This is a genomic window from Aminobacter niigataensis, from assembly GCF_014200015.1.
Lineage (GTDB): Bacteria > Pseudomonadota > Alphaproteobacteria > Rhizobiales > Rhizobiaceae > Aminobacter > Aminobacter niigataensis.
In genome coordinates this window covers 1,677,300-1,699,668 of the sequence record NZ_JACHOT010000001.1, presented here as the reverse complement: position 1 = coordinate 1,699,668, position 22,369 = coordinate 1,677,300, and the positions used below count along the sequence as shown (strand labels likewise).

The window sequence follows — 22,369 nt, the reverse complement described above, 5'->3', positions numbered from 1 at the left end:
AGGCTGCTGACACAGCCTCCGGCGATGCTGTTGTGGAGCTTCAGTGCGGGAAGAAAGCGAAGCGGATGATGAACAGCGCTGCCACCAGCCACGTTGCCATGTGCACCTCGCCGGGCCGTCCGGTCAGGAGCTTGAGTGCTGCGTAGCTGACGAAGCCGAAGGCCAGGCCGTTGGCGATCGAATAGGTGAGCGGCATCATCAGCGCGGTCAGCGCTGCAGGCGCTGCCTCGGTGATGTCGGCCCATTCGACCTCAACGAGTTCGCGCATCATCAGGCAGGCGACGTAGAGCAGGGCAGGGGCCGTCGCATAAGCCGGCACCGAGCTGGCCAGCGGCGAGAAGAAAAGCGCTGCGAGGAACAGCACGGCTATGACCAGTGCGGTGAGGCCGGTGCGGCCGCCGGCCTGCACGCCCGAGGCGCTTTCGACATAGGCGGTGGTGCTGCTGGTGCCGAGCAGCGAGCCGGCAACGATTGCCGTGCTGTCGGCCAGAAGCGCGCGTCCGAGGCGGTTCGGCTTGCCCGGCTCGATCAGGCCGGCGCGCTTGGCGACGCCGATCAGCGTGCCGGTTGCATCGAACACCTCGACCAGGACGAACACCAGGATGACGTGCACCAGGCCTGCATGCAGCGCGCCAACGACGTCGAGCTGCAGGAAGGTCGGCAGGATGGATGGCGGCATCGAGACGATGCCGTTGAACTGGCTGACACCGAGCGCCATGGAGGCGATGGTGATCACCAGGATACCGATCAGGATCGCGCCGCGCACCTTGAGCGCGTCGAGTGCCGCGATGATGAAGAAGCCGGCGATGGCCAGCAGCGTTCCGGTCTGGCTGAGGTCGCCGAGCGTCACCAGGGTTGCCGGGCTGGCAACGACGATGCCCGAGCTTTTCAGCGCGATGATGCCGAGGAACAGGCCGATACCGGCGGCGATCGCGCTGCGCATCGATTGCGGGATGCCGGCGATCAGCCAGCTGCGCACGCCGCTGACGGTCAGCAACAGGAAGATGACGCCCGAAATGAAGACGGCACCCAGAGCCTGCTGCCAGGAAAAGCCCATGGCGCCGACCACGGTGAAGGCGAAGAAGGCGTTGAGGCCCATGCCCGGCGCCATGCCGATCGGCCATTTTGCCACCAGGCCCATGATCAGCGAGCCGAGTGCCGCGGCAAGACAGGTCGCCACGAACACGGCGTTGCGGTCCATGCCCGTCGAAGACAGGATCTCTGGGTTGACGAAGATGATGTAGGCCATCGTCAGGAAGGTCGTGACGCCGGCGATCACTTCGGTGCGAACCGTCGTCCCTTGTTCCTTCAGGTTGAAATACTTCTCGAGCACTCTTTGCTTCCTCCCATGCGGTGCGGGGAGCAGCCGTCCGCCACGCGCAAGGCGTCGATGGTCCATGATCCCGAACGGATCGAAGAACCCCGTGGCCTTGCCGAGCGTTGCTGCTCCTCACGCCGTCGGCTTTGACGCTGTTCCAGCGTGTCCATCCCAGCCGACTGTGGCCCATAATCCAGCGCAAGACATGGCTGTCTGCGCAAACCGGATTAACTTCTGCTGGTTGCATTGATGGCACAAGAGGCCACACAGCTAATTCTGTGAGAAGCAGTTTCGCGTTTTTGGGGAGGAATTGCCGGCCGACTTATACCCAGTGACTTGTCTTACGACGATACTTCGCAAGCCTTTCCGGTCTTGGGATCGAAAAGACGCAATGCTTCTTCATCGAACGCAAATCTGTGGTTTTCCCCTTCGCTGATCCGCGCGCGTGGCGCAAGGCACGCAATCAGCTTCTGCCCGCCGATCCGCGCTGTCGTGATCAATTCCGGACCGGTCAGTTCGACGACTTCGACCGTTGCCGGCAACGACAGCCCGGCGACGTTTTCGGTTGCGAGCCGTAGCGCCTCGGGGCGTATGCCAAGCGAAAGCCTGGCCCCATCGCCGATCGCAGCGTATCGCGCCGGCAGCGGGATCGCCACATCAGATCCTGCCACCTCGAGCGCGCCTCCGCGCACGGTGACGTCAAGGATGTTCATCGGCGGCGCGCCGACAAAGCCCGCGACATAGAGCGTGGCCGGGCGGTTGTAGATCTCTTCCGGGGTTCCCAGTTGCTCGATCCGGCCGTCCTTCATCACCGCGATCCGGGTGGCCAGCGTCATCGCTTCGATCTGGTCGTGCGTGACATAGACCACGGTCGTCCTCAGCATCTGGTGCAGGCGCTTGAGTTCGGTGCGCATCTCCAGCCGCAGCTTGGCATCGAGGTTGGAAAGCGGTTCGTCGAACAGGAACACCTGTGGTTTGCGCACCAGCGCCCGGCCGATGGCAACGCGCTGGCGCTGGCCGCCGGAGAGCTGGTTCGGCTTGCGGTCGAGCAGCGCTTCGATCTGCAGCAGCCGGGCCGCTTCCTGCACGGCCTTGTCGCGCTCTGCGACTGGCACCTTGCGCATCTCGAGCCCGAAGCCGATGTTCCGGCGGACGCTGAGATTGGGGTAGAGGGCGTAGGACTGGAACACCATGGCGATGTCGCGGTCCTTGGGGTGGACGCCGAGGATCGAGCGGTCGCCGATCCTGATGTCGCCGCTTGTCGCCTCGGCCAGCCCGGCGATGATGTTGAGCAGGGTGGACTTTCCACAACCCGACGAGCCGAGCAGCACCAGGAACTCGCCGCTTTGCAGGGCGATATCGATACCCTTCAGTGTTTCGATGGCCCCGTAGCTCTTGCGGATGTTCTGGATTTCAAGCGCACTCATGCAATACCGTTCCTGAAATCCGGCAGGCTGCCGTAGCTGCGGGGCAGGGTGGAGATTGCGCGCGATGCCACCTGCGTTCCCGCAGCCAGGCACGCGGCGAGGGGCTGGTACTTGGCAAGGGCCGCGAGAAAGGCCGAATTGAAGACGTCGCCGGCGCCGATCGTGTCGACGACCTTCACTTGCGGGGCGGTTGCCGATGCCAGCTTGGCATCGGCATCGATGGCGATGGCGCCATCCGGTCCGCACTTGACCACGACGATGGCGCCCTTGCGCATGCTGGACCAGATCGCCTGTGCCGCCTCGGCGGGATCGTCGCGGCCGGCCAGCGTCGTCGTTTCGACCTCGTTCAAGAGCGCGCAATCGCAACGTGAAAGCCAGGCGCGGGTCGTTGCGCAGTTCGCCGCGGTCCAGCCGTCCGGCGGCCAGCCCGTATCGAGAACGACCGAGATGTCGTGGCCATGCGCCCAGTCGAAGAAGGCCTCGTATTCGCGGGCGAGGTCAGTGGTCAGGAACGAGCCACAAAGCAGAGCATAGCCGCCGGCGAGCCGTTTGCCGTCGAGTACTGAAAGCGTGTCGGCAAGGCTGAAGCGGGGCAGGTGGCCGTGCGTGGTGAAGAACGTGCGTTCGCCGTCGGGGTGGGTGATGCCGACCGACAGCGTCGTGCGCTCCGAAGAAATGGCCCACTTCGCCGCGCGGCGGCCAAAGGCTGTGCGCAGCCATAAGCCGAACTGGTCGTTGCCGACATTGGCGGCGATCTCGAAATCGACGCCGAGCGCCTCCCAGGCAAGGGCAGAGTTGCCCGCCTGGCCGCCGACGCGCAACTCGTCGTGGTCGACGATGATCTCAGTACCGGCCTTGGGCCAGGGGGCCGTCGGTCCGAGAATGAGGTCGACATTGACGTTGCCGATCACCGCTAGAGGCCGCATTCATTCGCTCCGGGTAATCTTGGTCGAGCGCACCGGCGTGCCGGCATTGTCGACGCGGGCATCGGCGAAGGCGATCATCAGGCGCTGTGCCGTCGGCAGCATCGCAAAGATGGCGGCCATGCCGGTGGCCCGCTTGAACCGAAGCGTGACGGCGCCGGCAACGGGTGCCACGCCGGACGAATCGAAGATGACGACCGGTGCTCCTGTCTCGATGGCCGACAACGCCATTGCCGTGACGAGAGAGGCTGTCGGGTCGTCGCCGCGAAACAGCACGACGCCGATGTCGGGGCCGAGCATTTCCATCGGTCCATGACGAAGCTGCCCGCCTTCGAGCGAGAAGCACGGACGCCGCGACAGCTCAGTCAGACCGAGGGCGAGGGCTTCGGCAACGCCTTGCAGGCGACGCCCCGAGGTGACGACGGTGGCGACGTTCTCCAATGCGGCGAGTGCGGGGCGGATGTCGACGACTTCGGGTGCCTGGAGCGCGACGAGCGCCCCGCTCGGGTGTTCGCCAAGTGCGGCCAGGATGGCGAGATGCAAGGCCAGGGTGACGGTCAGGCTTCGCGTTGCCGCAAAGGCGAGCTCGGTGCCGCCGATGCCGACCAGCGACGGCGCGGTGCGAGCCAGGAATGAGCCGGCCTCCAGCGTCAGCCCGAATGTCTCGGAATTTCCGCCGGCCTCGGCGAACCAGCGCAAGACCTCGGCGCTTTCACCCGATTGCGAGGTCATCAGCACCGTGCGGCCATCGAGCGCCAGCGGCTGGCCGAGCTGTTCCGATAATGGCAGTGCGATGGCATCGATACCGAGCGCGCGATAGAGCGGCTCGACCGCGCGTCCGACAGCATGCGAACCACCCATGCCGAGTAGCAGCAACTGCCCCGTGCTGGCCAGCGAGGCGGCAACCCTGGCGGCCATTTCCGCGGATTCTGCGAACGATGCCAGTGCATCGCCGTACTGGCGCGCCATTTCGCGGTCGATCGCCACGAGCCCGGCAGGCCTGGTCTCTTGTTGCGTCATGGTCATCCTTTCACGCCGCCGCTGGTCAGCCCCGAAATCAGGGCGCGTTGCATGACGAGGCCGATCAGCACCGGGGGAAGTGCGGCGAGAACGCCCGCGGTGGCGATCAGTCCGTAGTCGGAAACGCGCCCGCCAGCGAGATCGGCAATGGCCACCGTCAGCGTCTTGGCGCGCAGGTCCGACGTGAACAACAGTGCATAGAAGAATTCGTCCCACGCAAGCAGCAGCGCAAACAGCGCTGACGTCGCCACCACCGGCGCTGCCAGCGGCAGGGTGATGATGCGTAGTGTCTGGAACAGGCTGGCGCCGTCGATCATCGCCGCGGACTCGATTTCCCTCGGGATGGAATCGAAGCCCGACTTCATCAGCCACGTCGTGAACGGCGCAAGGATGGTCAGGTAGACGAGCGCCAGGCCGAAGATGTTGTTGAGCAGGCCGAGCCAGGCAAGGCCCATGTACAGCGGCACGGCCAGCGCCACCGGCGGCAGCATGTAGGTGGCGATCACCATCGAAAGCGACCAGCCCACCGTCGGCGTGCGTGACACCGCCCAGCCGGCGGGGATGGCCAGCGCGATCGCAGCGACTGTTGCCATGCCGGCGATCCTCAAGCTGTTGTAGAGCGAGGCGACAAAGGCAGCCCCCGCGCTGTTTTCGACCGTCGACAGCAGCATCCGGTAGCGCGAGAAGTCGACCTCCTGCGGCCACCAGCGCAGCGGCTTGGCCGACAGGTCCGCGGCAGGCGAGATGCTCATGATGAACAGCCACAGCACGGGTGCCAGGATCAACACCGCCAGCAGAAGTGCCGACGCGTAGATGAAGACAGTGAAAACGAGGCCCTTGCGTTCCATCAGGCGGTGCTCCCCGCGACTTTCCTGACCAAAGCGGCATAGGCAACGGCCAGGACCGTGACCAGCAAGGTGACGATCAGCGCCAGCGATGCGCCGGAACCGGCGCGCTGGAACGAGAATGCCTCCTGGTAGACAAGGATCGACAGCGTCCGCGTCGAATTGGCAGGCCCGCCGCGGGTCATCACCCAGATGATGTCGAAGACCTTGAACGCCTCGATCGTGCGCAGCACCAGTGCCACCATCAGCGGTCCGGCCAGATAGGGCAGGATGACGAAGCGGAAGCGGTTGATTGGTCCGGCGCCATCGACGAGCGATGCCGCGGTGATGTCGCGCGGTACGGCCTGCAGGGCAGCCAGTGCGATGAGTGCGACGAGCGGGAAATTCTTCCAGCAGTCGGCAACGATCAGGGCTGTGAGCGCGGTATTGGGTTCGCCGAGCCAGGAACGGTAGGCTTCAAGCAGGCCGATCTGCGTCAGTGCGGCGTTCAAGGCGCCATATTCGGGATTGTAGATCAGCCGCCACAGCGTGGCGTTGACCACGGTCGGCAGTGCCCAGGGCAGGATCATCAGGGCGCGCAAAAGCGCGCGGCCACGAAACTGCTGGTTCAGCAAGAGGGCGGCAAGGACGCCCAGTACCATTTCCGCTGCGACGGAGATGACCGCGAACCACGTCGTGGTTATTAGCGTACGCTGGAAATTCGAGCCTGACAGCATCTTTGCGTAGTTGTCGAAGCCGACGAAATTGCCCTGGGTGCCGACGAGCTTGGCATCGGTGAACGACAGGCGGACGGTGTCGACGAGGGGCCAGCCGATGACTGATATCATGACCACGAGCAAGGGCAGCATCAGCAGCCATGCGCGGGTCGTCATCCATGAGCCCGACATGAGGAGACTCTTTCACCGGAACCGAAAGGGCCGGGCGGCCGAAGCCGCCCGGAGAGTTGGGGCAGTAAAACCTAGAGGCCGCTGTTTTCGGCGGCACCCTTCAAGGCGTCTTCCGGCTTGGCCTGGCCGAGCAGGGATTCCTGGATTGCCTGCTGCAGCGCCGTCGACAATTCCTGGTATTTCGGCGTCGTCGGGCGCGGATACATCGCGGCCAGGCCGATCTTGGCTGCGGCGATCAGCTCTTCCTGTCCCTTGGTGACGGCCGGATCCTCGTAGGACGAAGCCCAGATCGGCAGGCTCAGCTTGGCATACTGGTTCTGCGTCGCCTGCGAGGTCATGAAGGTGATGAACTTCCATGCCTCGTCGGGGTTCTTGCTGGCAGAGGTGATGCCGAGGCCCATCGAACCGTTGACGGCTGAAACCTCGCTCTTGCCGGCGACGCCGGGGGCGGGAACGACACCGACCTTGCCCGCGACCTTGCTGTCCTTGGGGTCGTTGGCCATGTTGTACATATAGGTCCAGTTGAGTGCGAAGGCCGCTTCGCCGTTCTGGAAGACCTTGCGCACGTCCTCTTCGAGGAATTCCTTGGAGTTCGGGTTGGTCAAGCCGGAGGTGTAGCTGGTCACCATGTAGTTCAGGGCGTCGAGCCCGCCGCCGCTCTGGAACGCCGGCTTGCCGTCCTTGAGGAACTCGCCGCCATAGGCACTGACCAGCGTGGTGTAGTCGCAGATCGCGGCTTCGGCCTGCGACCAGCTCCACGAGATCGGTGTTGCCAGAAGGCCCTTGTCCTTGATGATCTTGGCCTGCTCGGCCAGTTCGTCCCAGGTCTTGGGCGGGTTCTTGATGCCGGCCTTCTCAAGGATTTCCTTGTTGTAGAACAGATACTTGGTGTCGAGAATCCAAGGCATGCCGTAGGACTTGCCGTCATAGTTGACGGTGGTCCAGGCGCCGGGCAGGACGCCCTTCTTCATGTCGTCGGTAATGCGCGAGGAGACGTCGACCAGCACGTTGTTGCTGGCATATTCGGCCGGCCAGATGACGTCGAACAGCACCACGTCGTAGCCGCCGCCCGAACCCTGGGCGAGCACGGTCTTGTCGTGCAGACCCTCGTAGGGCACGAATTCGAGGTTGACCTTGATGTCGGGATTGGCCTTGGTGAAGGCCTCGGTCATGGCCCGCACGTCCGCCTCGCTGTAGGCGGCCTGCGCCATGAACAGCGCATTGATCGACGTTTCGGCGAAAGCCTGGGGCACGAAAGCTGCGCCAATGAGAGTGGCACCCAGCAGCGCCCTGCTAAACGATTTCAACATTGCATCCTCCATTATCTGACGTTGGCAAATCCTGTGATGCCGGCGCCACGCGCCGCCATCTCGCTTCGGAAAGGCGTCGCACGAAGGTCCCGGCGTTCTTTCCCAGGCGGTGTCACAGTCGAAAAACACGACGGCTCCAGCCGTCTTCATTCCCCGGAACTCTCACGGTTCCTTATTAAGTCAACTGACTTGACTTATTACTTCTGCAATTATCTATTGGAGTCAAGAGGGGAAACAGTGGTGAACGATATCAGGCCGATCCGAGCCACCAGCGGCACCAATCAGGAAGGCGCGAGCGCGCACAACCGCCGCGTCATGATCGACGCGTTGCGGCTCAATGGACCTCTGTCGCGTGCCGACCTGGCTCGGGCGACGCAACTCACCAAGCAGGCCGTGTCCAACATCATCGACGAGCTCGAGCGCGACGGCTTCGTGGTGCCTCTGGAGGCGGTGAGAAAGGGCAGGGGGCAGCCGTCGACGCCTTACAGGCTGGTGCCGGAAGGCGCCTTCGCCATCGGCCTCCAGATCGACCGCCACCTGACCCGCGCGGTTGCGGTCGACCTCGTCGGCACCGTCCTGGTCCGTTCAGAGGCGAACCTGCCACCCGACGATCCCGCGGGCGGTGTCAGGGTCATTCTCGGCCTGATCGAAGGCATCCGGACGGAGCTTTCGCGCATCTCGGCACAGTCGGAAAAGCGCCTGGTCGGCCTCGGCGTCGCCATGCCGGGCCCGTTCGGGCTGGCAGAGTTCGGCGACAACAAATGGATGATGCCGGCCTGGCAGAAATTTCCGCTACTCGAGACGCTTGCCGCCGGCACGGGGCTGGAAGTCGGCCTGCAGAACGACGCCGCCGCCTGCGCCACGGCCGAGCGCCTAGTGGGGGCGGCACATGGCGTCGACCACGCCGTCTGCCTCTATGTCGGCTATGGTATCGGCGCCGGCCTCATCCTCAATGGCGAACTCTACCGCGGCGGCAATGGCAATGCCGGCGAGATCGGCATGGCACTGCTGTCGCCGCGTGGCGCCGACGGCACGGTGCTTGAACACCGGGCGTCGCTCGCCTCGCTTTATCAGCATCTGGATCTCGACCCCTCCGATGCCGGCATTTACGAACATGTCGACGCCCTGGCCATGGCCGGGGACCCGGAGCTGCTGGCCTGGGTCGATGCCGCCGCCCAGGACCTGCGCTGGAGCGTGCAACTCATCGAAACGCTTTTCGATCCGCAGACGGTCATCTTGACCAGTGGCGCGCCCGAGGCGCTGGCCCGCCTCATCTTGCAGGCAATGCATCCACTGCTGCAGTCGATCGCTGCCCGGCCGGATCGAACCTTGCCGCGCCTGCAGCTAGGCATCACCGACCCGTGGTCGATCGCGCTCGGGGCCGCTTCGGAGCCGATCAGCCGGGCGTTCGATCCGCGCTTTTCGGCGATCCTGAAGAACCGGGTCGGCGCAGGGTAGATCATCGGGAGCACACTCCCGCCTTGCCAATCAAAAAGAAATGCCCATGGCGGGGACCGCCTTGGGCATCTTGCCCTGAAGCTCCACGCCTAGCGGCGGCTGTCAATCCATCTCGTCAGGCGCGTTTACCGGCTCGCGCCTGCCGAGCATGATCTCGCGCTTGCCGACATGGTTGGGCGCGCCGACGATGCCTTCCTTTTCCATGCGCTCGACCAGCGAGGCGGCGCGGTTGTAGCCGATGCCGAGCCGGCGCTGGATGTAGGAGGTCGAGCACTTCTTGTCGCGCAGCACCACCTTGACCGCCTCGTCGTAGATATTGTCGCCGTCTTCGGCAGCGACCGATCCCTTGTCGAAGACGGGGCTGTCGTCGGCTTCCGGCACCTCGTCTTCCTCGTCCGCCGTGACGGTCTCGAGATATTCGGGCCGTCCCTGCGACTTGAGGTGGGCTACGACCTGCTCGACCTCGGCGTCGGAGACGAACGGGCCGTGGACGCGGGCGATACGGCCGCCGCCGGCCATGTGCAGCATGTCGCCCTGGCCGAGCAGCTGTTCGGCGCCCTGTTCGCCAAGGATGGTGCGGCTGTCGATCTTCGACGTCACCTGGAATGAGATGCGGGTCGGGAAGTTGGCCTTGATGGTGCCGGTGATGACGTCGACCGATGGGCGCTGGGTCGCCATGATCAGGTGGATGCCGGCGGCGCGCGCCATCTGGGCGAGGCGCTGGATGGCGCCCTCGATCTCCTTGCCGGCGACCATCATCAGGTCGGCCATCTCGTCGACGATAACGACGATGTAGGGCATCGGCGCGAGGTCGATCTCCTGCTCCTCGAACAACGGAGCGCCGGTGCCCTTCTCGAAGCCGGTCTGCACCTGCATCACGACAGTCTCGCCCTTGTCGCGGGCGATCGCCGCGCGCTGGTTGTAGCCGTCGATGTTGCGCACGCCGAGCCGCGCCATCTTGCGATAGCGGTCCTCCATCTCGCGCACCGCCCATTTCAATGCGGTGACCGCTTTCTTGGGGTCGGTGACGACGGGGGTCAGGAGGTGCGGGATACCGTCATAGACCGATAGCTCCAGCATCTTGGGGTCGACCATGATAAGGCGGCATTCCTCCGGCTTCAGCCGGTAGAGCAGCGACAGGATCATGGTGTTGATGGCGACCGACTTGCCCGAGCCGGTGGTGCCGGCGACGAGCAGGTGGGGCATCTTGGCGAGTTCGGCGATCACAGGCTCGCCGCCTATCGTCTTGCCCAGGCAGAGCGCCAGCTTGCAGCTCGTGTTGCGGAAATCGCCGGACTCGATCAACTCGCGGAAATAGACGGTCTCGCGCGTCTCGTTGGGCAGCTCGATGCCGATGACGTTGCGGCCGGGCACGACGGCGACGCGCGCCGAGATCGCCGACATGGAGCGGGCGATGTCGTCGGCAAGGCCGATGACGCGGGAGGATTTGACGCCTGGCGCCGGCTCGAATTCGTAGAGGGTGACGACCGGCCCCGGGCGGACATGGATGATCTCGCCGCGCACGCCGAAATCCTCGAGCACGCTTTCCAGAAGGTCGGCATTCTGCTCCAGCCGCTCCTGCGACATGTAGAAGCCCTGGCCCTCTGGCGGCTGCTGCAACAGCTCCTCGGAGGGAAGCTCGTAAGCCTCGCCCGCCCCGGAATGAATGAGGGCAGTGATCGGAGGCAGGGGCGAGGCCGGTCGCGCCACTGGAACCGGCATGGTGATTTCCACGCTTTTGGCCGCCGGCGCCGGAACCGCATCGTTTGCTGCGACGAGTGGTGCGATGGCTGGTTCCTGCGGCACCGGCTTGGCCGTTGGAGTCTCGTTGGCCTGGGCCTCGGTTGCTACGGCGGCCTTCTCGCTTGCGGCAGTCGGGGCGGCCGCTGTCTGCGCCTTTGACGGGCGCTCGATGACGCGGAACAGCGAGGTGACGTCGACCGAGGGCGCCGGGCGGACGTCTACGCGCCTGACGGCAATTGGAGCTGGTGCAACCGGGGTCGTCACGGCCGGCGCCACGCGAGCCGGGGCAGGCTGCGAAGGCACGGCGCCCGTCGTGCTCTCGACCACGTAGGGCGCCATGAACTCGAAGAAGGCATGGTCGGAAAGATACGACCAGCGGGTCTCCTTACGGTTGGCTGTCTCGTTCGGCGCGTCGGTATGCCGGGAAACTGCTTGCTGGGCAGCAGCGCTCCCCGTAGTGGCCGCAGCCGGAGCCGCCGATTGCAGAACCTGCGCTTTTTCCACGACACGCTGCAGCGGACCGGGCGCCATGGCCCGCGACGGCTGTGTCTTGTTGCCGGACGTTGGCTGCGAGGTGATCCGATTGTTCACCTGTGACTGGCTGGCTGAAGATGCCTGGGAGACCATGGGTGCAGCGGCTTCGACTGCCGCCTGCTGCGCCGAGCTTTTGTCCTCCGTCGTGCCTTCGACATCGCTCTCGCTATCTCGTGGCGAACGTTTCGCCGCCTCGTAGTCGGGCGTACGGGTGAAGCGCACATTAGGTGCCAGGAAGAAATAATCCTGCCAGGCTGGGCCTTCCATTCCGCTGAGTTTTGGAGAGGCATTGCCGGCCGGGGTGTTGCCCCTGGGCTTCATGTAGGACTGCTCGTTGCCATAGAGATTGACGACGCGACCGGAATAGCCGGCGGCGTCCCCCGGCTGCTCGGAGCTGTCGGGCGAGGTTGGGTTCGAAGGATTGGTTCGAGGATAACGCGTGTATGCCATACTCAAGACTCGCCGATGAAACGTACCCCCGAGCAATAGGAAGCGAGTGGTTAACAGTTCCTTCCCGCCGGGCTCTGCTTTTGCCGCAGCGGGGTCCGTGTGGCGGATAGGAGACGCTCTCTTCGCCGCCCGATTGCGAGGCAGGATGCAGCGTGGCTCGAGGATGGCGCCATTCCCTGCGAGATGGAATCTGTTCGGGGCTATTTTCACTCCAGGAAGGTGGGGTGTATGAATGAGGTGTGACAGCGAGAGACATGCCAAGAGCAAGGTCATTGCCGGCCATCGTCCTGATGGCTTGCGCGGCAATTCTGTCGTGGCTGGCCGGAATTGGTTTTGCTGCCGACTTTCCGGCAATCGCGCTTGAGTCGACCTCGAATGCCGATCTAGACAAGGCCTTGCGGGCGAGCCTGAACGCGCCGGAACTGGAGCGGTCGAGGGCAGGCACTGATCAGCAGGGCTCCTGGAAGCCGCTTGTCGAAGCCGAGCGCCACCGTCTGGAAGAACTGATGCGGGGCCGAGGCTATCGCGACGCACGCATCGACGTCTCCGGCTATTCGCAAGATGACGCGCCGCCAAAGGTCATGTTCAAGCCGCACCCCGGCCCGCTCTACCGTGTCGGCATGATCGAGGTCGATGGTGTCGGCGGCCTTTCGCAGGCGGTCCGCGACGACCTTTCACGGCAGTTGGCCACCGCCACCGGCGAGCCGGTCAGTGGCGAGGTCCTGGCGACCCTGGAGGATGAGGTACTTTGGCGCGTGCGCAGCGCTTCGTATCCTTTTGTCCACATTGCCGATCGCCAAATGCAGTCGATGCCGGGCAGGCACCTGGCGATGGTTCGCATGACAGTCGATCCCGGCGCGGTGGCCACATTTGGTACCGTCACCTACAGCGGGCTCGTTGGCCTCAAGGAAGAGGATTTGATCCGCCTGCAGCCATTCAAGCCCGGCGATGCCTATGATCCGCTGGTGCTGGATCGTTTTCGCGATGCGCTGATCGCTCATCCCTCGATCAGGACCGCAAGGGTACTGAGCGCCGACGGCGTTGACGGCAACGGCCAAGTGCAGCTCAAGGCCGAGATCGGCGAGGAACAGTTGCGAGTTGGTGATGGTGCTGGCGGCTATCCCAATGGTGTCCTTGCCGTGGCATCCGCCATCGCGGTGCTGGCCTTTCGCCAGATATCGGTCGCGAGCTTGCGGCCCGGTCGCACGCATTGGCCCTGGTGGCTCGAGGCTGCAGCCATGGTGCTGCTCGCAGCGGCCTTCTTTTTCGGCGCGCAGCGACTGGTGTTGCTGGCGGTGCCGGGATGATGCGTTTCTTCAGGTATCCTTGAAGCCGATCGTCCATTTCGCCGCCCTTCGCAGGTGACCGTCCGCAGCCGTGATCGGCAGCTTCTCCAGGAAATACTCCGCATGCGGGTGGGGGGTGGCGCCAAAGCGCTGCTTGTAGTGTGCAAGAGAAGTGGAAGCGCCGGTCTCGCCGAAATGATAATACCGGCATCCGCTGCGACAGGCTTCCTCGATCGACAGTTTCTGGATCAGGTCGTTGGCGCCGGACGTGCCGAGCGCCTGTCGGTCTATGGCGCCGCGGGCGTCGTTGACGTTACCGTATTGAAGCACGAATGCGGCAGCTGCCGGCTTACCCTCCACCCACGCGATCCAGACGTGGCATGCCTCGCCGAAGTGCCTAGCAATCGAGCTGAACTTGATCATCGGGTCGCGTCGGCCGCCGCGCAGGTTTGCGAGTAGCCGTGGCTCGTGCTGCTTGTCGGCCCATCGGTTGAAGGATGAGCGAAGCAACTGATGGAACACCGGCACCAGTCTTCCGGTGGTATCGCGTTCGACGACGATGCTGGTGCGTTCGGCCTTGCGGACGCGTGTACGTGTCGTCTTCTTGAAGCGCCTCGACCATACCTCCTCGAATCCGCCACTCAGGTCGAGTACGTGGGCAAGGCCCGGTACGACGGTGACAGACGAGGGCGCCGCGGCCGACCACAGATGGGCGTGGCGCGGGTTGGGTCGCACTGCAATCCTGAGATAGGGCAGGCCGGCCAGATCTTCGAAAATGGCGCGCAGGTGCTCTACCCGAGGTGGAGCCGAAGAGATGACCCCGCCGCGGCCCCAGGCATAGGGCATCGACTCTGCCACCGACAGCCGTTCCGGCAATCCCCTGCGACTGACCATCGGCAGGATGTATTGGTGGCCGCCGTCGAAGCGATAGGCGCGGCTCGCATCCTTGTGCTTGCCGAGTGCGCAAAGACTGTCGAGCCAGGCCGGCGATTGATAGGGAAGGGCTTCGTGATCGAGCAGCATCAGGCGCCGCCAGACTTCGCGCGGCGCAGGGCTTTGCACGACGAACCCGCGCGATTGCGCGACTGCCGCGGCGAGCGGGTTCTCGGTCATCGTGAAATCAATCGGGTCCGTGAACCCCTCCCGTTTTGCCGGCCAATGTCACAGGTTCTGCAAAACTGCACTATCGCGCGGGTGAAAGTTACTTTCACAGTTTCGTGTTTATCAAGAAGCGTCGACAATCTGAGTTGATAGAGATTTTCTATCAGTAACTTATTATTGGATCGCCACGATATGGATTATAGTCTGTAAATTCAGCGTGTAAGTAAATCATTCGATCTATTGTGAGAGCACAGAGATAGTTCGGTTGCTCAAAATGACGTGATCGTTTTCGGTTTCGGTGACCTTGGCATGTGCGCCGGAACGCCGGTGTCATTTAGCGCGGGAGGCGAAATTGCTTGACGAACCGTACCCCGGTCGGTCCTAGTTAACAGATCGTAAGCGTCGAACTGCCTGTCACCGTTGGCAAATGCGCGCGATCCATCTTGCGGAACCACGCAGGTAACCGCAGTCTGGTATGTTCTACGGCGGGCCAATGTAATCGGACCTATTGGGTTGTTGCATGGGTATGGGATCTTGGGGTGCGGCGCTGGTAGGGCTGGCGTGCGTCGGGTGGTTCACGCAGGCGGGTGCTTTCGCTCAAGAGCTCGAGCCGCCGCTCATCAAGGGGCAATGGGAACGAATCTTCACCGAGGAGTTCAACCGGCCAAGGCTGGACCGCAGCAAGTGGACCCGCTGCTATTGGTGGGACAAGGGCGGCTGCACCAACCTCGCCAACAAGGAACTGCAGTGGTACATGCCCGACAACGTCAGTGTTGCCAACGGCCACCTGCGCCTGACGGCACGGCCTGAGAAGGTCGCCGGCCATGAGGGCCGAACCTTCAACTACACTTCTGGCATGGTGACGACGGGACGAGATTATCTCGAGCGGGCGCGGCCCGACCGTTTTGCCACGAAATACGGCTACTTCGAAATCCGGGCCAAGGTACCGCGCGGCAAGGGCCTGTGGCCGGCCATCTGGCTGCTGCCGTCGACGCAGGAACCGCGTCCTGAGATCGACATTCTCGAAGTGCTCGGCCACGCGACCAGCACTTATGAGATGCACCTGCACTACCTCGATAAGCAGAAGAACTGGAAGAGCGCCGGCAAGAATGCCAGGACGGTCGACCTTGCCGACAACTGGCACGTCTATGGCCTGGAGTGGCGGAAGGACGCCGTCATTTGGTATCTCGATGGCAAGGAGATGTGGCGCTACACCAATCCGGAGGGCATTTCCCAGGAGCCGATGTACCTGCTCATCAACCTGGCGGTGGGCGGGAATTGGCCAGGCTCGCCCGATGCCAGGACGGAGTTCCCCGCCGATTTCCTGATCGACTATGTCCGTGTCTGGCGGCGGGTGGGCGAATGACCGCCCACCCGCCCAGCCTGCGGCATCCCGGACCGGCACACATGCCGGTCAGCGGCAGGCGCCGGCGGGGCTGGAAATCGCTTGTGCCGTCGGGATTGATGGCGTCGTCGCTGCTGCGCAACGGCTACGCGCTCATCGCCAACAGCGGGCTGAGCGCCGTGCTGGGCTTGGCATTCTGGTTTTTGGCGGCCCGCTATTGCTCGCAGGAGGCGATTGGTCTCGGTGGTGCGATCACGGCGACCATCGTCAACCTCTCCAATGCCGCGCAGCTCAATTTCGGCAACCTGCTCGTCCGCTTCGTTCCGACGATAGGGGGGCGTGCCGGAAGGCTGGTCCTGTTTGCCTATGCGACATCGGTGGTTGCCTCGGTGGTCGTGGCGGCAGGCTTCCTTTTGGTCGTCGGCGCCTTCATGCCGAAGCTTGGAGTGCTGACAGACAGCGCCGGCGTCATTGCATGGTTCGTGGTGACGGTCGCCATATGGTCGGTCTTTGCGCTGCAGGACAGCGCGCTGTCGGGCCTGCGGCAGTCGATATGGGTTCCCGTCTCCAAGACGATCTATCAGGTCGTCAAGATCGCGATGCTGGTGCCGCTCGCGCTCGTCGGCCTGGGTTGGGAGGCGATAGCGCTGTCCTGGACGGTACCGGTCGTGGTCTTTGTCCTGGCCGTCAATCTGCTGATCTTCAGACGTCTTTTGCCAAAGGCCGGACCAGGGGATCTGCACCTGCTCGACCGCCGCGCCATGGCCCGCTTCTTCGGCTGGGACTATATCGGCTCCGTGTCGATGATGGTGGCCTGGACTGCGACACCCCTGATCGTGCTCAACTTTGTCGGTGCTGCCGAGAGCGCCAGCTTCTTCGTCGCGTGGACGATCTTCACGTCCCTCTATTACGTTGGCAGTTCGATGGGGCTTTCGCTGCTCGCCGAAGGGGCCAGCGACAGCGGCCGGCTGCGCTCGCTCGCCGCGGATGCCGCCGTCATGTCGGTGCTGCCGCTACTCGGCCTCGTGGTATTGATGCTGGTATTCGCGCACCCGGTCATGTCGGTGTTCGGCGCTGCCTATGCCGCCGAAGGTGCGTCCATTCTGCGTGTCTTCACGATCACCAGCGTCATCTCCGCCGTACTGTCGATCTACCTCTCGATCGCCCGCACCAAGGGGTGGATGCGGTCGGTGGCTGCCGTCGAGGTTTCGTTGATGGTGCTGGCGCTGGGCGCCGGTGCCGTCCTCGTCCCCCTCCAGGGGCCGATCGGTATGGCCCATGCGTGGCTGCTGGCCATGCTTGTGGTCACATGCGGCATTGGCGTGCTCGCCCTTGTCACCAATCGCCGCCACAGCGTGCACGACTGGGGCATGGCAGTGGCGGCATCGCTGAAGAGGCTGTCGTCGCAATTCCTGCCCTTCGGGTGCCGCCCCGGACCGGCGCTTCCCGTCGAAGCGGACCTTCGTCCAATACTGGCGTTCACCGCCAGGCCTGATGCGTCGAACTGGCGGGCTCTCGCTGCAGAGCCAGGGCCTGAAGGGACGAGCGTCATCTACCTCGGCGATCACGCGGCCGATGGAGCGGTCGTGCACGAGACAGAGACCAAGGCCATTCTTCGCAGCGGACACGATCCCATTGCCGCTGCCTATCTCGAGCGGATGATCGACAATCTCGACCTGCTGCAGGCTGACCCGCGGCTTGAAGGGCTCTCGACGGTACTGCCCTCCCGGCTGGCGGTCAGGCGGACAGAAGGCGCTGTCGACTGCATTGAGACAGTGGTTGAAGGCGAGGATGGGCGCGGCTTGCTGCGAAATCCGGCACAACTGCAATCCGGGCTGGTGGCTGCTGGCCGCGCCGCAGCGCTCGTGCATGGTCGGACGGCGTCGCAACGCAGCATTGACGAGGTCTGGTTCCGGGAATGGGTTGAGCGCCCCGCAGCACAGTTGCTGCATCTGCCGGGCTCGATGATGTCGTCCGCCAGGCGAAAGCAGGCGCTCGACATGTTCGTGGCGGAGCAACGCAGGTACTGGTTGGGCCGAGACGAGCGTCTCGGCTGGTGCCACGGCGATCTGCAATTGCGCAACCTCCGCTTTGCCAGGGCTGGCGGCGATATCGTCTCCCTCGCGAGCATCCTGGAGTGGGGCAATGCCCGATCCAATGCTCCGGACGGCTTCGATGCGTGTGGGCTGGCAATCGCCATGCGCATGACCGCTTCGGCGGAGCCACTCGGCGCTGTCGTCTCAGATCTCCTGTGGGTGTCGGAATGGCATGCGGATGAACGGACCTGGCTTGCCGCCGGCCCTGGCGACGCCCCCCATTGGAGCGACGACGCCGGTGCGACCCGGGCAATGGTCTCTCTGGTGTGGCTCCACCAGGTCAGCGAGCGGATGCGGCACCCCGATCCGGAGGGCATCGGCCGGCTCTGGATGGCTTCCAATGTCGATCGCGTGCTGCGTGTCGTATCCTCCAATGGAGGCTCGATATGAATGTGATCGTCACCGAGTCTCGTCTCGCGCTTGCCAGGCCGGCAATCGGCCAGCCGCTTGCCGCAAGGGACGACCGGACTTTGGGCCGCTCGGCCGTTCTATCCCTAGGTTGCCTCGGGCTGGCGTTCGCGCTTTGGGTGTTCAGCCTGTATCTCACCGACCCCGCAGGTGTGGACGACTATGGCCTGTTTTCGGTTATGCCCCCCACCATCTGGGAGGCATACGCTGCGGTTGGCGTCGGCTTCGCGCTCAGTCTGAGGCGTGGCGTATGCGAGACCCGCATTCCGCTGCTGCACATCGCCATGCTGGTCTTGCTGCTGCATGGCACGCCCGCGATCGTCTACGATACCTTGCGTTATGCCTGGGCCTGGAAGCATGTCGGGGTCGTCGACTACGTGCAGCGGCATGGCCAGATCGATCCGACGGCCCCCTTCCTGGCAGCCTACAGCAACTGGCCTGGGCTGTTCGTCGTCAGCGCCGCAATCGCCAACCTGTTCGACATCAAGCCGATCCAGCTCGCCAACATAGCGCGGTTTTCGCCGCCGGTGCTCAATCTCCTCTACATCCTCGTGTTGCCGCTCATCTATCGCCGCTTCACGGCCGACCCCAGGCTTGTCTGGGGTGCTGTCTGGCTCTTCGCGGTCGGAAACTGGATCGGCCAGGACTACTACTCGCCGCAGGGCGTCGCCTTCCTTTTCTACTTGATGCTCATCGCGCTGTGTGTCGGCCCGCTTCGCATCGAGCATAGCTGGGGCGATCCTGACGGGCGTGGTCTCGCCGGGCTCGCTGGTCGCTATTTCACCCTGGTTTCGCGCGGCCAGCCCTTGATGACGCTTGGCGTCGCGCCGCATGTGCGCGTGCTGGCCTCGGTGCTGGCCATGGTGCTGATCGCCGCCATCGTGGCGACCCACCCTCTGACGCCGATGGTGGTCATGGTGGCGCTAGGCGGCCTGTGGTTCCTGGGACAGCTCAGTTTGGGCTATCTGGTTCTTGCCGTTCTGGTCGAGGCCGCCTGGCTGCTGTTCTACGCCGACGGCTACATGGCGACGATCTTGCCGGAACTGGTCCAGCGCTTCGGCGATACATCGACCGAGATTGGCGAACGTCTGGTCGACACCTCCATCGTAAGCCCTGGACAGGTGGTGGTGTCATGGGCGTCGCGCGCGCTGACGGGCATCATCGCGCTGGCCGCGATGATGGGCGGCTTGCGGCGGCTCGTGGCGGGCTTCCGCGACGGGCCGGCGGTCGTGCTGACGCTTGCCCCTGCTTTCCTCTTGGTCGCGACGTCTTACGGCGGCGAGATCGCCTTCCGCGTCTACCTGTTTGCCCTGCCTTTCCTCGCATTTTTCGCTGCGGCCTTGTTTTTCCCTTGGTCGGGTACGCAGCGTGATGCGATCGCGCGCTATGCCCTGGGAACGCTGGGCGCAGTTCTGTCGGTGGCCTTCGTCCTCGCCAACAACGGCAAGGACAGGCAGTACAGCTTCACCCAGGCCGAGGTTGAGGCATCGCAATGGCTTTATGCCAATGCGCCGGCCGGTTCTATCCTGGTCGAGGGCGCGCCTAACTACCCCCAGCAGTTCATGAATTACGAGAATTTCACCTATGTGCCGATCTCGACCGAGAGCAAGCAGTCCATCGCCGCGGTACTCGCCGACCCCGCGGCGGAGCTGTCGGGTTGGCTGCGCGGCCGGCCGCCGGGCACGGCTTTCGTCATCATCACCCGAAGCCAGAAGGCCTACATCGACGACCTCGGGGTCATGCCGAAAGGCTCGCTTGACGCCATCGAAACAGCATTGCGGGCCTCGGCGCGGTTCCGGTTGGTGAGGGCGACAGCAGACGCCAGTGTCTTCGTTCCGGATGATGCAGGCATAAGGATGGGCGAATGGGTCAAGTAGGACCGTGCCGCCTTTGGTGCCGTACCTTGGAAAGCCAGCCTGCGCGGACAGGCGCGGCTGACACTGCAGGTCGAAATTGTTCTTGCCGGGAAAGTGCAATGATTGTTTCATATTAGCGTTGCTGCATTTGCTTGAATGCAGCCATCGCGCTGTCGGGAGCTTGGGCCCATGCGTATCGGCTGGTTATGTCTTGCCAGCGTCATGATGTCGGGAATCGCGGCTGAAGCCAGCCCCGACGCGCAGGCTCAGTCGTCACCTGCAGTCAAGCCGCCAGTCCTGCAAAGCCGCCAGTTGGCGCGGCCCGACGGCTTCATCAAGGCCGTTGCTTCCTCCTACATGGCGCTCGGCGACCTCTATCGTGATGGCAAGACGACGGTCGGTGGTGCCGAGGCGGCGCTCGCTTATTATCGCGGCCTGGCCAACCCGGGCCGGCCCGACGCCATCTACGCGATCATTTCACCATCCGACCTGATGGGAACCTCCGAGGATGCTCCGGCCGATCCATTCGCAGCGACCGAACTCTACCTGCAGGCCGCGGCGATGGGCAGCGCCGAGGCGCTGATGCGGCTTGGCGATCTCTACCGCGAGGGCAGGGTGGTGGCCGCCGACCCGAAACGCGCCTACATCTTCTATGACCAGGCAGCCAAGGCCGGCAGCGACGATGCCAAGCTACGGGTTGGCGAGATGCTGGCCCGCGGGCAGGGCGTGTCCCGCGATACCGGCAAGGGATTGGCCATCATCGCCGCGCTCGCCGACAGCGGCAACGCCGAGGCGCTGGTGCTGCTGGGCGATCTATATAGACCGGGCGGCCCGGGCATGGTGGCCATGGATCCGGCCAAGGCGTTCGACTTCTACCGAAAGGCCGTTGCGCTTGGCTACGATGCCGCCAAGCTTCGGATTGGCGAAATGACGGCCATCGGCCAGGGCGTCGCCAAGGACGTCAACGCCGGGATCGCGATGATCGAGGAAGTGGTTGCCCGCACCCGCAATCCTGCCGGGCTCGTGCTTTTGGGTTCGCTCTACAGCCGAACCGACGGCGGTGTCATCTCGATCGATTTTGCCAAGGCGTTCGGCTATTTCCGCCGCGCCGCCGACAGCGGCGACGAGACCGGGATCCTGCGGACCGGCGAGATGCTGGCTCGCGGACGAGGCATTGGCCAGTCCTACCAGGCGGGGCGCGCAATGCTGGCCGGCCTTGCCGACCACGGCGATACCTTCGCGCTGATCGCGCTTGGCGATCTGCTCAGCGACCCGACTGTGGCGCCTGTCGACCTCCCTGCAGCTGTAGCCTCCTACGACAAGGCGGCTTCGCTCGGCCATTCTGATGCACTGGTCAGGCTTGGCGATCTCTACAGCCGCAACGGCTCGGTGGCGTCGGAGCTGCCCAGGGCGTTCTCCTACTACGTCAGGGCTTCTCAGGCTGGAAATATCGTCGGCAAGCTACGGGTCGGTGAGATGACCCTGCTCGGGCGCGGCACGAACCGCGACGTCGACGCGGGGCTGGCTCAGATGAATGCGCTCGCAGACGACGGAGACCCCGAAGCGCTGAACCTGCTCGGGGCGCTTTACCAGCATGGCATAGGGGGGCTTCTGCAGGCCGACCCGGCCCGGGCATACGGCTATTTCAGCAAGTCGGCTGATGCCGGCAACGTGATCGGCAGCGTGCGCGCCGGTGAGATGATGGTGCGCGGCCAGGGCACAACCAAGAACGTTGTCGATGGCCTGGCGCTGGTGCGGGCGGCGGCAGATGCCGGCAGCAGCGAAGCGCTGATGTCGTTGGGAACACTAATGGCGGACGGGTCGACAGGCGCGTTCGATGCGCCGGAGGCCGTGCGTGCCTATGAGAAGGCGGCAGTTCTCGGTCGACCCGATGCGCTGGTGCGCATCGGCGACATCTATCGGGTGGGCGGACCTATCCCTGTCGATCCGGGCAAGGCATTCGAGTTCTACCGCAGGGCCGGGCTGGCCGGAGATGAGACCGGCCGACTGCGGCAGGGCGAGATGACCGCGCGCGGCGAAGGTACATCCCAGGACATCGCGGCGGGTCTCGACCTTGTCAGGCAGGTCGGCGCCGCCGGTGACCCCTACGCCTATGTCGTTCTCGGCGACCTTCATCTTTCGGGGGCCATTGGGTCCATCGATGGTCCGGCCGCGGTGGCGGCCTACGAGAGTGCCGCGCGGCAGGGGCGGGCGGATGCCTTGCTCCGGCTCGGCGACCTCTATCGCGACGGCAGGGGCGTGCCGGCGGACGGCAAAAAGGCGGCGGAGTACTATCTGAAGGCGGTCGACGCAGAAGATCCGACGGCAACGGCGCCGGGTGAAGGCGTCCGTTACTGAACAG

15 protein-coding genes are annotated in these 22,369 nt (G+C 64.2%); 6 read left to right on the top strand and 9 right to left on the bottom strand.

Annotated features, from left to right (window positions below):
- Positions 1–40 precede the first annotated feature (40 nt).
- The 7 genes from GGQ99_RS08525 to GGQ99_RS08495 all read right to left on the bottom strand — a co-directional run bounded on the left by GGQ99_RS08525 (position 41) and on the right by GGQ99_RS08495 (position 7,730).
- Positions 41–1,333, bottom strand: a complete 1,293-nt coding sequence (locus tag GGQ99_RS08525; RefSeq protein WP_108608576.1) for an NCS2 family permease — start codon at positions 1,331–1,333, stop codon at positions 41–43.
- 326 nt (positions 1,334–1,659) lie between these two features.
- Positions 1,660–2,745: an ABC transporter ATP-binding protein gene (locus GGQ99_RS08520; RefSeq protein ID WP_183262016.1), complete on the bottom strand. Its 1,086-nt coding sequence runs from the start codon at positions 2,743–2,745 to the stop codon at positions 1,660–1,662.
- A complete protein-coding gene (locus tag GGQ99_RS08515; RefSeq protein WP_183262014.1) occupies positions 2,742–3,671 on the bottom strand; it encodes a carbohydrate kinase family protein in 930 nt (309 codons plus the stop codon). The genes GGQ99_RS08520 and GGQ99_RS08515 overlap by 4 nt, the downstream gene beginning before the upstream one ends.
- The gene (locus tag GGQ99_RS08510; RefSeq protein WP_108608573.1) at positions 3,672–4,694 is read right to left on the bottom strand and encodes an SIS domain-containing protein; all 1,023 of its coding nucleotides are present in this window, start codon (positions 4,692–4,694) and stop codon (positions 3,672–3,674) included.
- A complete protein-coding gene (locus GGQ99_RS08505) occupies positions 4,691–5,536 on the bottom strand; it encodes a carbohydrate ABC transporter permease (RefSeq protein ID WP_108608572.1) in 846 nt (281 codons plus the stop codon). The genes GGQ99_RS08510 and GGQ99_RS08505 overlap by 4 nt, the downstream gene beginning before the upstream one ends.
- Entirely contained in the window at positions 5,536–6,420 is an 885-nt protein-coding gene (locus GGQ99_RS08500) for a carbohydrate ABC transporter permease (protein WP_183262012.1), read from the bottom strand. The genes GGQ99_RS08505 and GGQ99_RS08500 overlap by 1 nt, the downstream gene beginning before the upstream one ends.
- A gap of 71 nt (positions 6,421–6,491) precedes the next feature.
- The gene (locus tag GGQ99_RS08495; RefSeq protein ID WP_183262010.1) at positions 6,492–7,730 is read right to left on the bottom strand and encodes an extracellular solute-binding protein; all 1,239 of its coding nucleotides are present in this window, start codon (positions 7,728–7,730) and stop codon (positions 6,492–6,494) included.
- 240 nt (positions 7,731–7,970) lie between these two features.
- On the opposite strand from GGQ99_RS08495, the gene GGQ99_RS08490 reads away from it, so the two are divergent.
- Positions 7,971–9,188 carry an ROK family protein gene (locus tag GGQ99_RS08490; RefSeq protein WP_183262006.1) on the top strand — a complete coding sequence of 406 codons (1,218 nt, stop codon included), beginning with the start codon at positions 7,971–7,973 and terminating at the stop codon, positions 9,186–9,188.
- Between the two features lie 102 nt (positions 9,189–9,290).
- Here GGQ99_RS08490 and GGQ99_RS08485 read toward each other — a convergent pair whose 3' ends face one another.
- A complete protein-coding gene (locus GGQ99_RS08485; protein WP_183262003.1) occupies positions 9,291–11,915 on the bottom strand; it encodes a DNA translocase FtsK in 2,625 nt (874 codons plus the stop codon).
- 272 nt (positions 11,916–12,187) lie between these two features.
- Here GGQ99_RS08485 and GGQ99_RS08480 point away from each other — a divergent pair, with 272 nt between their 5' ends.
- Entirely contained in the window at positions 12,188–13,222 is a 1,035-nt protein-coding gene (locus tag GGQ99_RS08480; RefSeq protein WP_183262001.1) for a BamA/TamA family outer membrane protein, read from the top strand.
- A 9-nt stretch (positions 13,223–13,231) separates the two neighbouring features.
- On the opposite strand, the gene GGQ99_RS08475 is transcribed toward GGQ99_RS08480, so the two are convergent.
- The gene (locus tag GGQ99_RS08475) at positions 13,232–14,314 is read right to left on the bottom strand and encodes a GNAT family N-acetyltransferase (protein WP_183261998.1); all 1,083 of its coding nucleotides are present in this window, start codon (positions 14,312–14,314) and stop codon (positions 13,232–13,234) included.
- A gap of 508 nt (positions 14,315–14,822) precedes the next feature.
- Between GGQ99_RS08475 and GGQ99_RS08470 the strand changes: the two genes are divergently transcribed.
- The 4 genes from GGQ99_RS08470 (at position 14,823) to GGQ99_RS08455 (ending at position 22,365) form a co-directional block, all read left to right on the top strand.
- Positions 14,823–15,668: a glycoside hydrolase family 16 protein gene (locus GGQ99_RS08470; protein ID WP_183261996.1), complete on the top strand. Its 846-nt coding sequence runs from the start codon at positions 14,823–14,825 to the stop codon at positions 15,666–15,668.
- A complete protein-coding gene (locus tag GGQ99_RS08465) occupies positions 15,665–18,133 on the top strand; it encodes a phosphotransferase (protein ID WP_183261994.1) in 2,469 nt (822 codons plus the stop codon). The genes GGQ99_RS08470 and GGQ99_RS08465 overlap by 4 nt, the downstream gene beginning before the upstream one ends.
- Positions 18,130–20,028 carry a hypothetical protein gene (locus GGQ99_RS08460; RefSeq protein WP_183261992.1) on the top strand — a complete coding sequence of 633 codons (1,899 nt, stop codon included), beginning with the start codon at positions 18,130–18,132 and terminating at the stop codon, positions 20,026–20,028. Before GGQ99_RS08465 ends, GGQ99_RS08460 begins: the two co-directional genes overlap by 4 nt.
- 168 nt (positions 20,029–20,196) lie before the next feature.
- A complete protein-coding gene (locus GGQ99_RS08455; protein WP_183261990.1) occupies positions 20,197–22,365 on the top strand; it encodes a tetratricopeptide repeat protein in 2,169 nt (722 codons plus the stop codon).
- The last annotated feature ends 4 nt before the right edge of the window (positions 22,366–22,369 follow it).

Excerpts from the sequence above, each read along its gene's own strand:
- GGQ99_RS08520 (WP_183262016.1), bottom strand. The coding sequence starts at position 2,745 with ATGAGTGCGCTTGAAATCCAGAACATCCGCAAGAGCTACGGGGCCATC.
- GGQ99_RS08515 (WP_183262014.1), bottom strand. The coding sequence starts at position 3,671 with ATGCGGCCTCTAGCGGTGATCGGCAACGTCAATGTCGACCTCATTCTC.
- GGQ99_RS08510 (WP_108608573.1), bottom strand. The coding sequence starts at position 4,694 with ATGACCATGACGCAACAAGAGACCAGGCCTGCCGGGCTCGTGGCGATC.
- GGQ99_RS08505 (WP_108608572.1), bottom strand. The coding sequence starts at position 5,536 with ATGGAACGCAAGGGCCTCGTTTTCACTGTCTTCATCTACGCGTCGGCA.
- GGQ99_RS08500 (WP_183262012.1), bottom strand. The coding sequence starts at position 6,420 with ATGTCGGGCTCATGGATGACGACCCGCGCATGGCTGCTGATGCTGCCC.
- GGQ99_RS08495 (WP_183262010.1), bottom strand. The coding sequence starts at position 7,730 with ATGTTGAAATCGTTTAGCAGGGCGCTGCTGGGTGCCACTCTCATTGGC.
- GGQ99_RS08485 (WP_183262003.1), bottom strand. The coding sequence starts at position 11,915 with ATGGCATACACGCGTTATCCTCGAACCAATCCTTCGAACCCAACCTCG.
- GGQ99_RS08475 (WP_183261998.1), bottom strand. The coding sequence starts at position 14,314 with ATGACCGAGAACCCGCTCGCCGCGGCAGTCGCGCAATCGCGCGGGTTC.
- GGQ99_RS08470 (WP_183261996.1), top strand. The coding sequence starts at position 14,823 with ATGGGTATGGGATCTTGGGGTGCGGCGCTGGTAGGGCTGGCGTGCGTC.
- GGQ99_RS08465 (WP_183261994.1), top strand. The coding sequence starts at position 15,665 with ATGACCGCCCACCCGCCCAGCCTGCGGCATCCCGGACCGGCACACATG.
- GGQ99_RS08460 (WP_183261992.1), top strand. The coding sequence starts at position 18,130 with ATGAATGTGATCGTCACCGAGTCTCGTCTCGCGCTTGCCAGGCCGGCA.
- GGQ99_RS08455 (WP_183261990.1), top strand. The coding sequence starts at position 20,197 with ATGCGTATCGGCTGGTTATGTCTTGCCAGCGTCATGATGTCGGGAATC.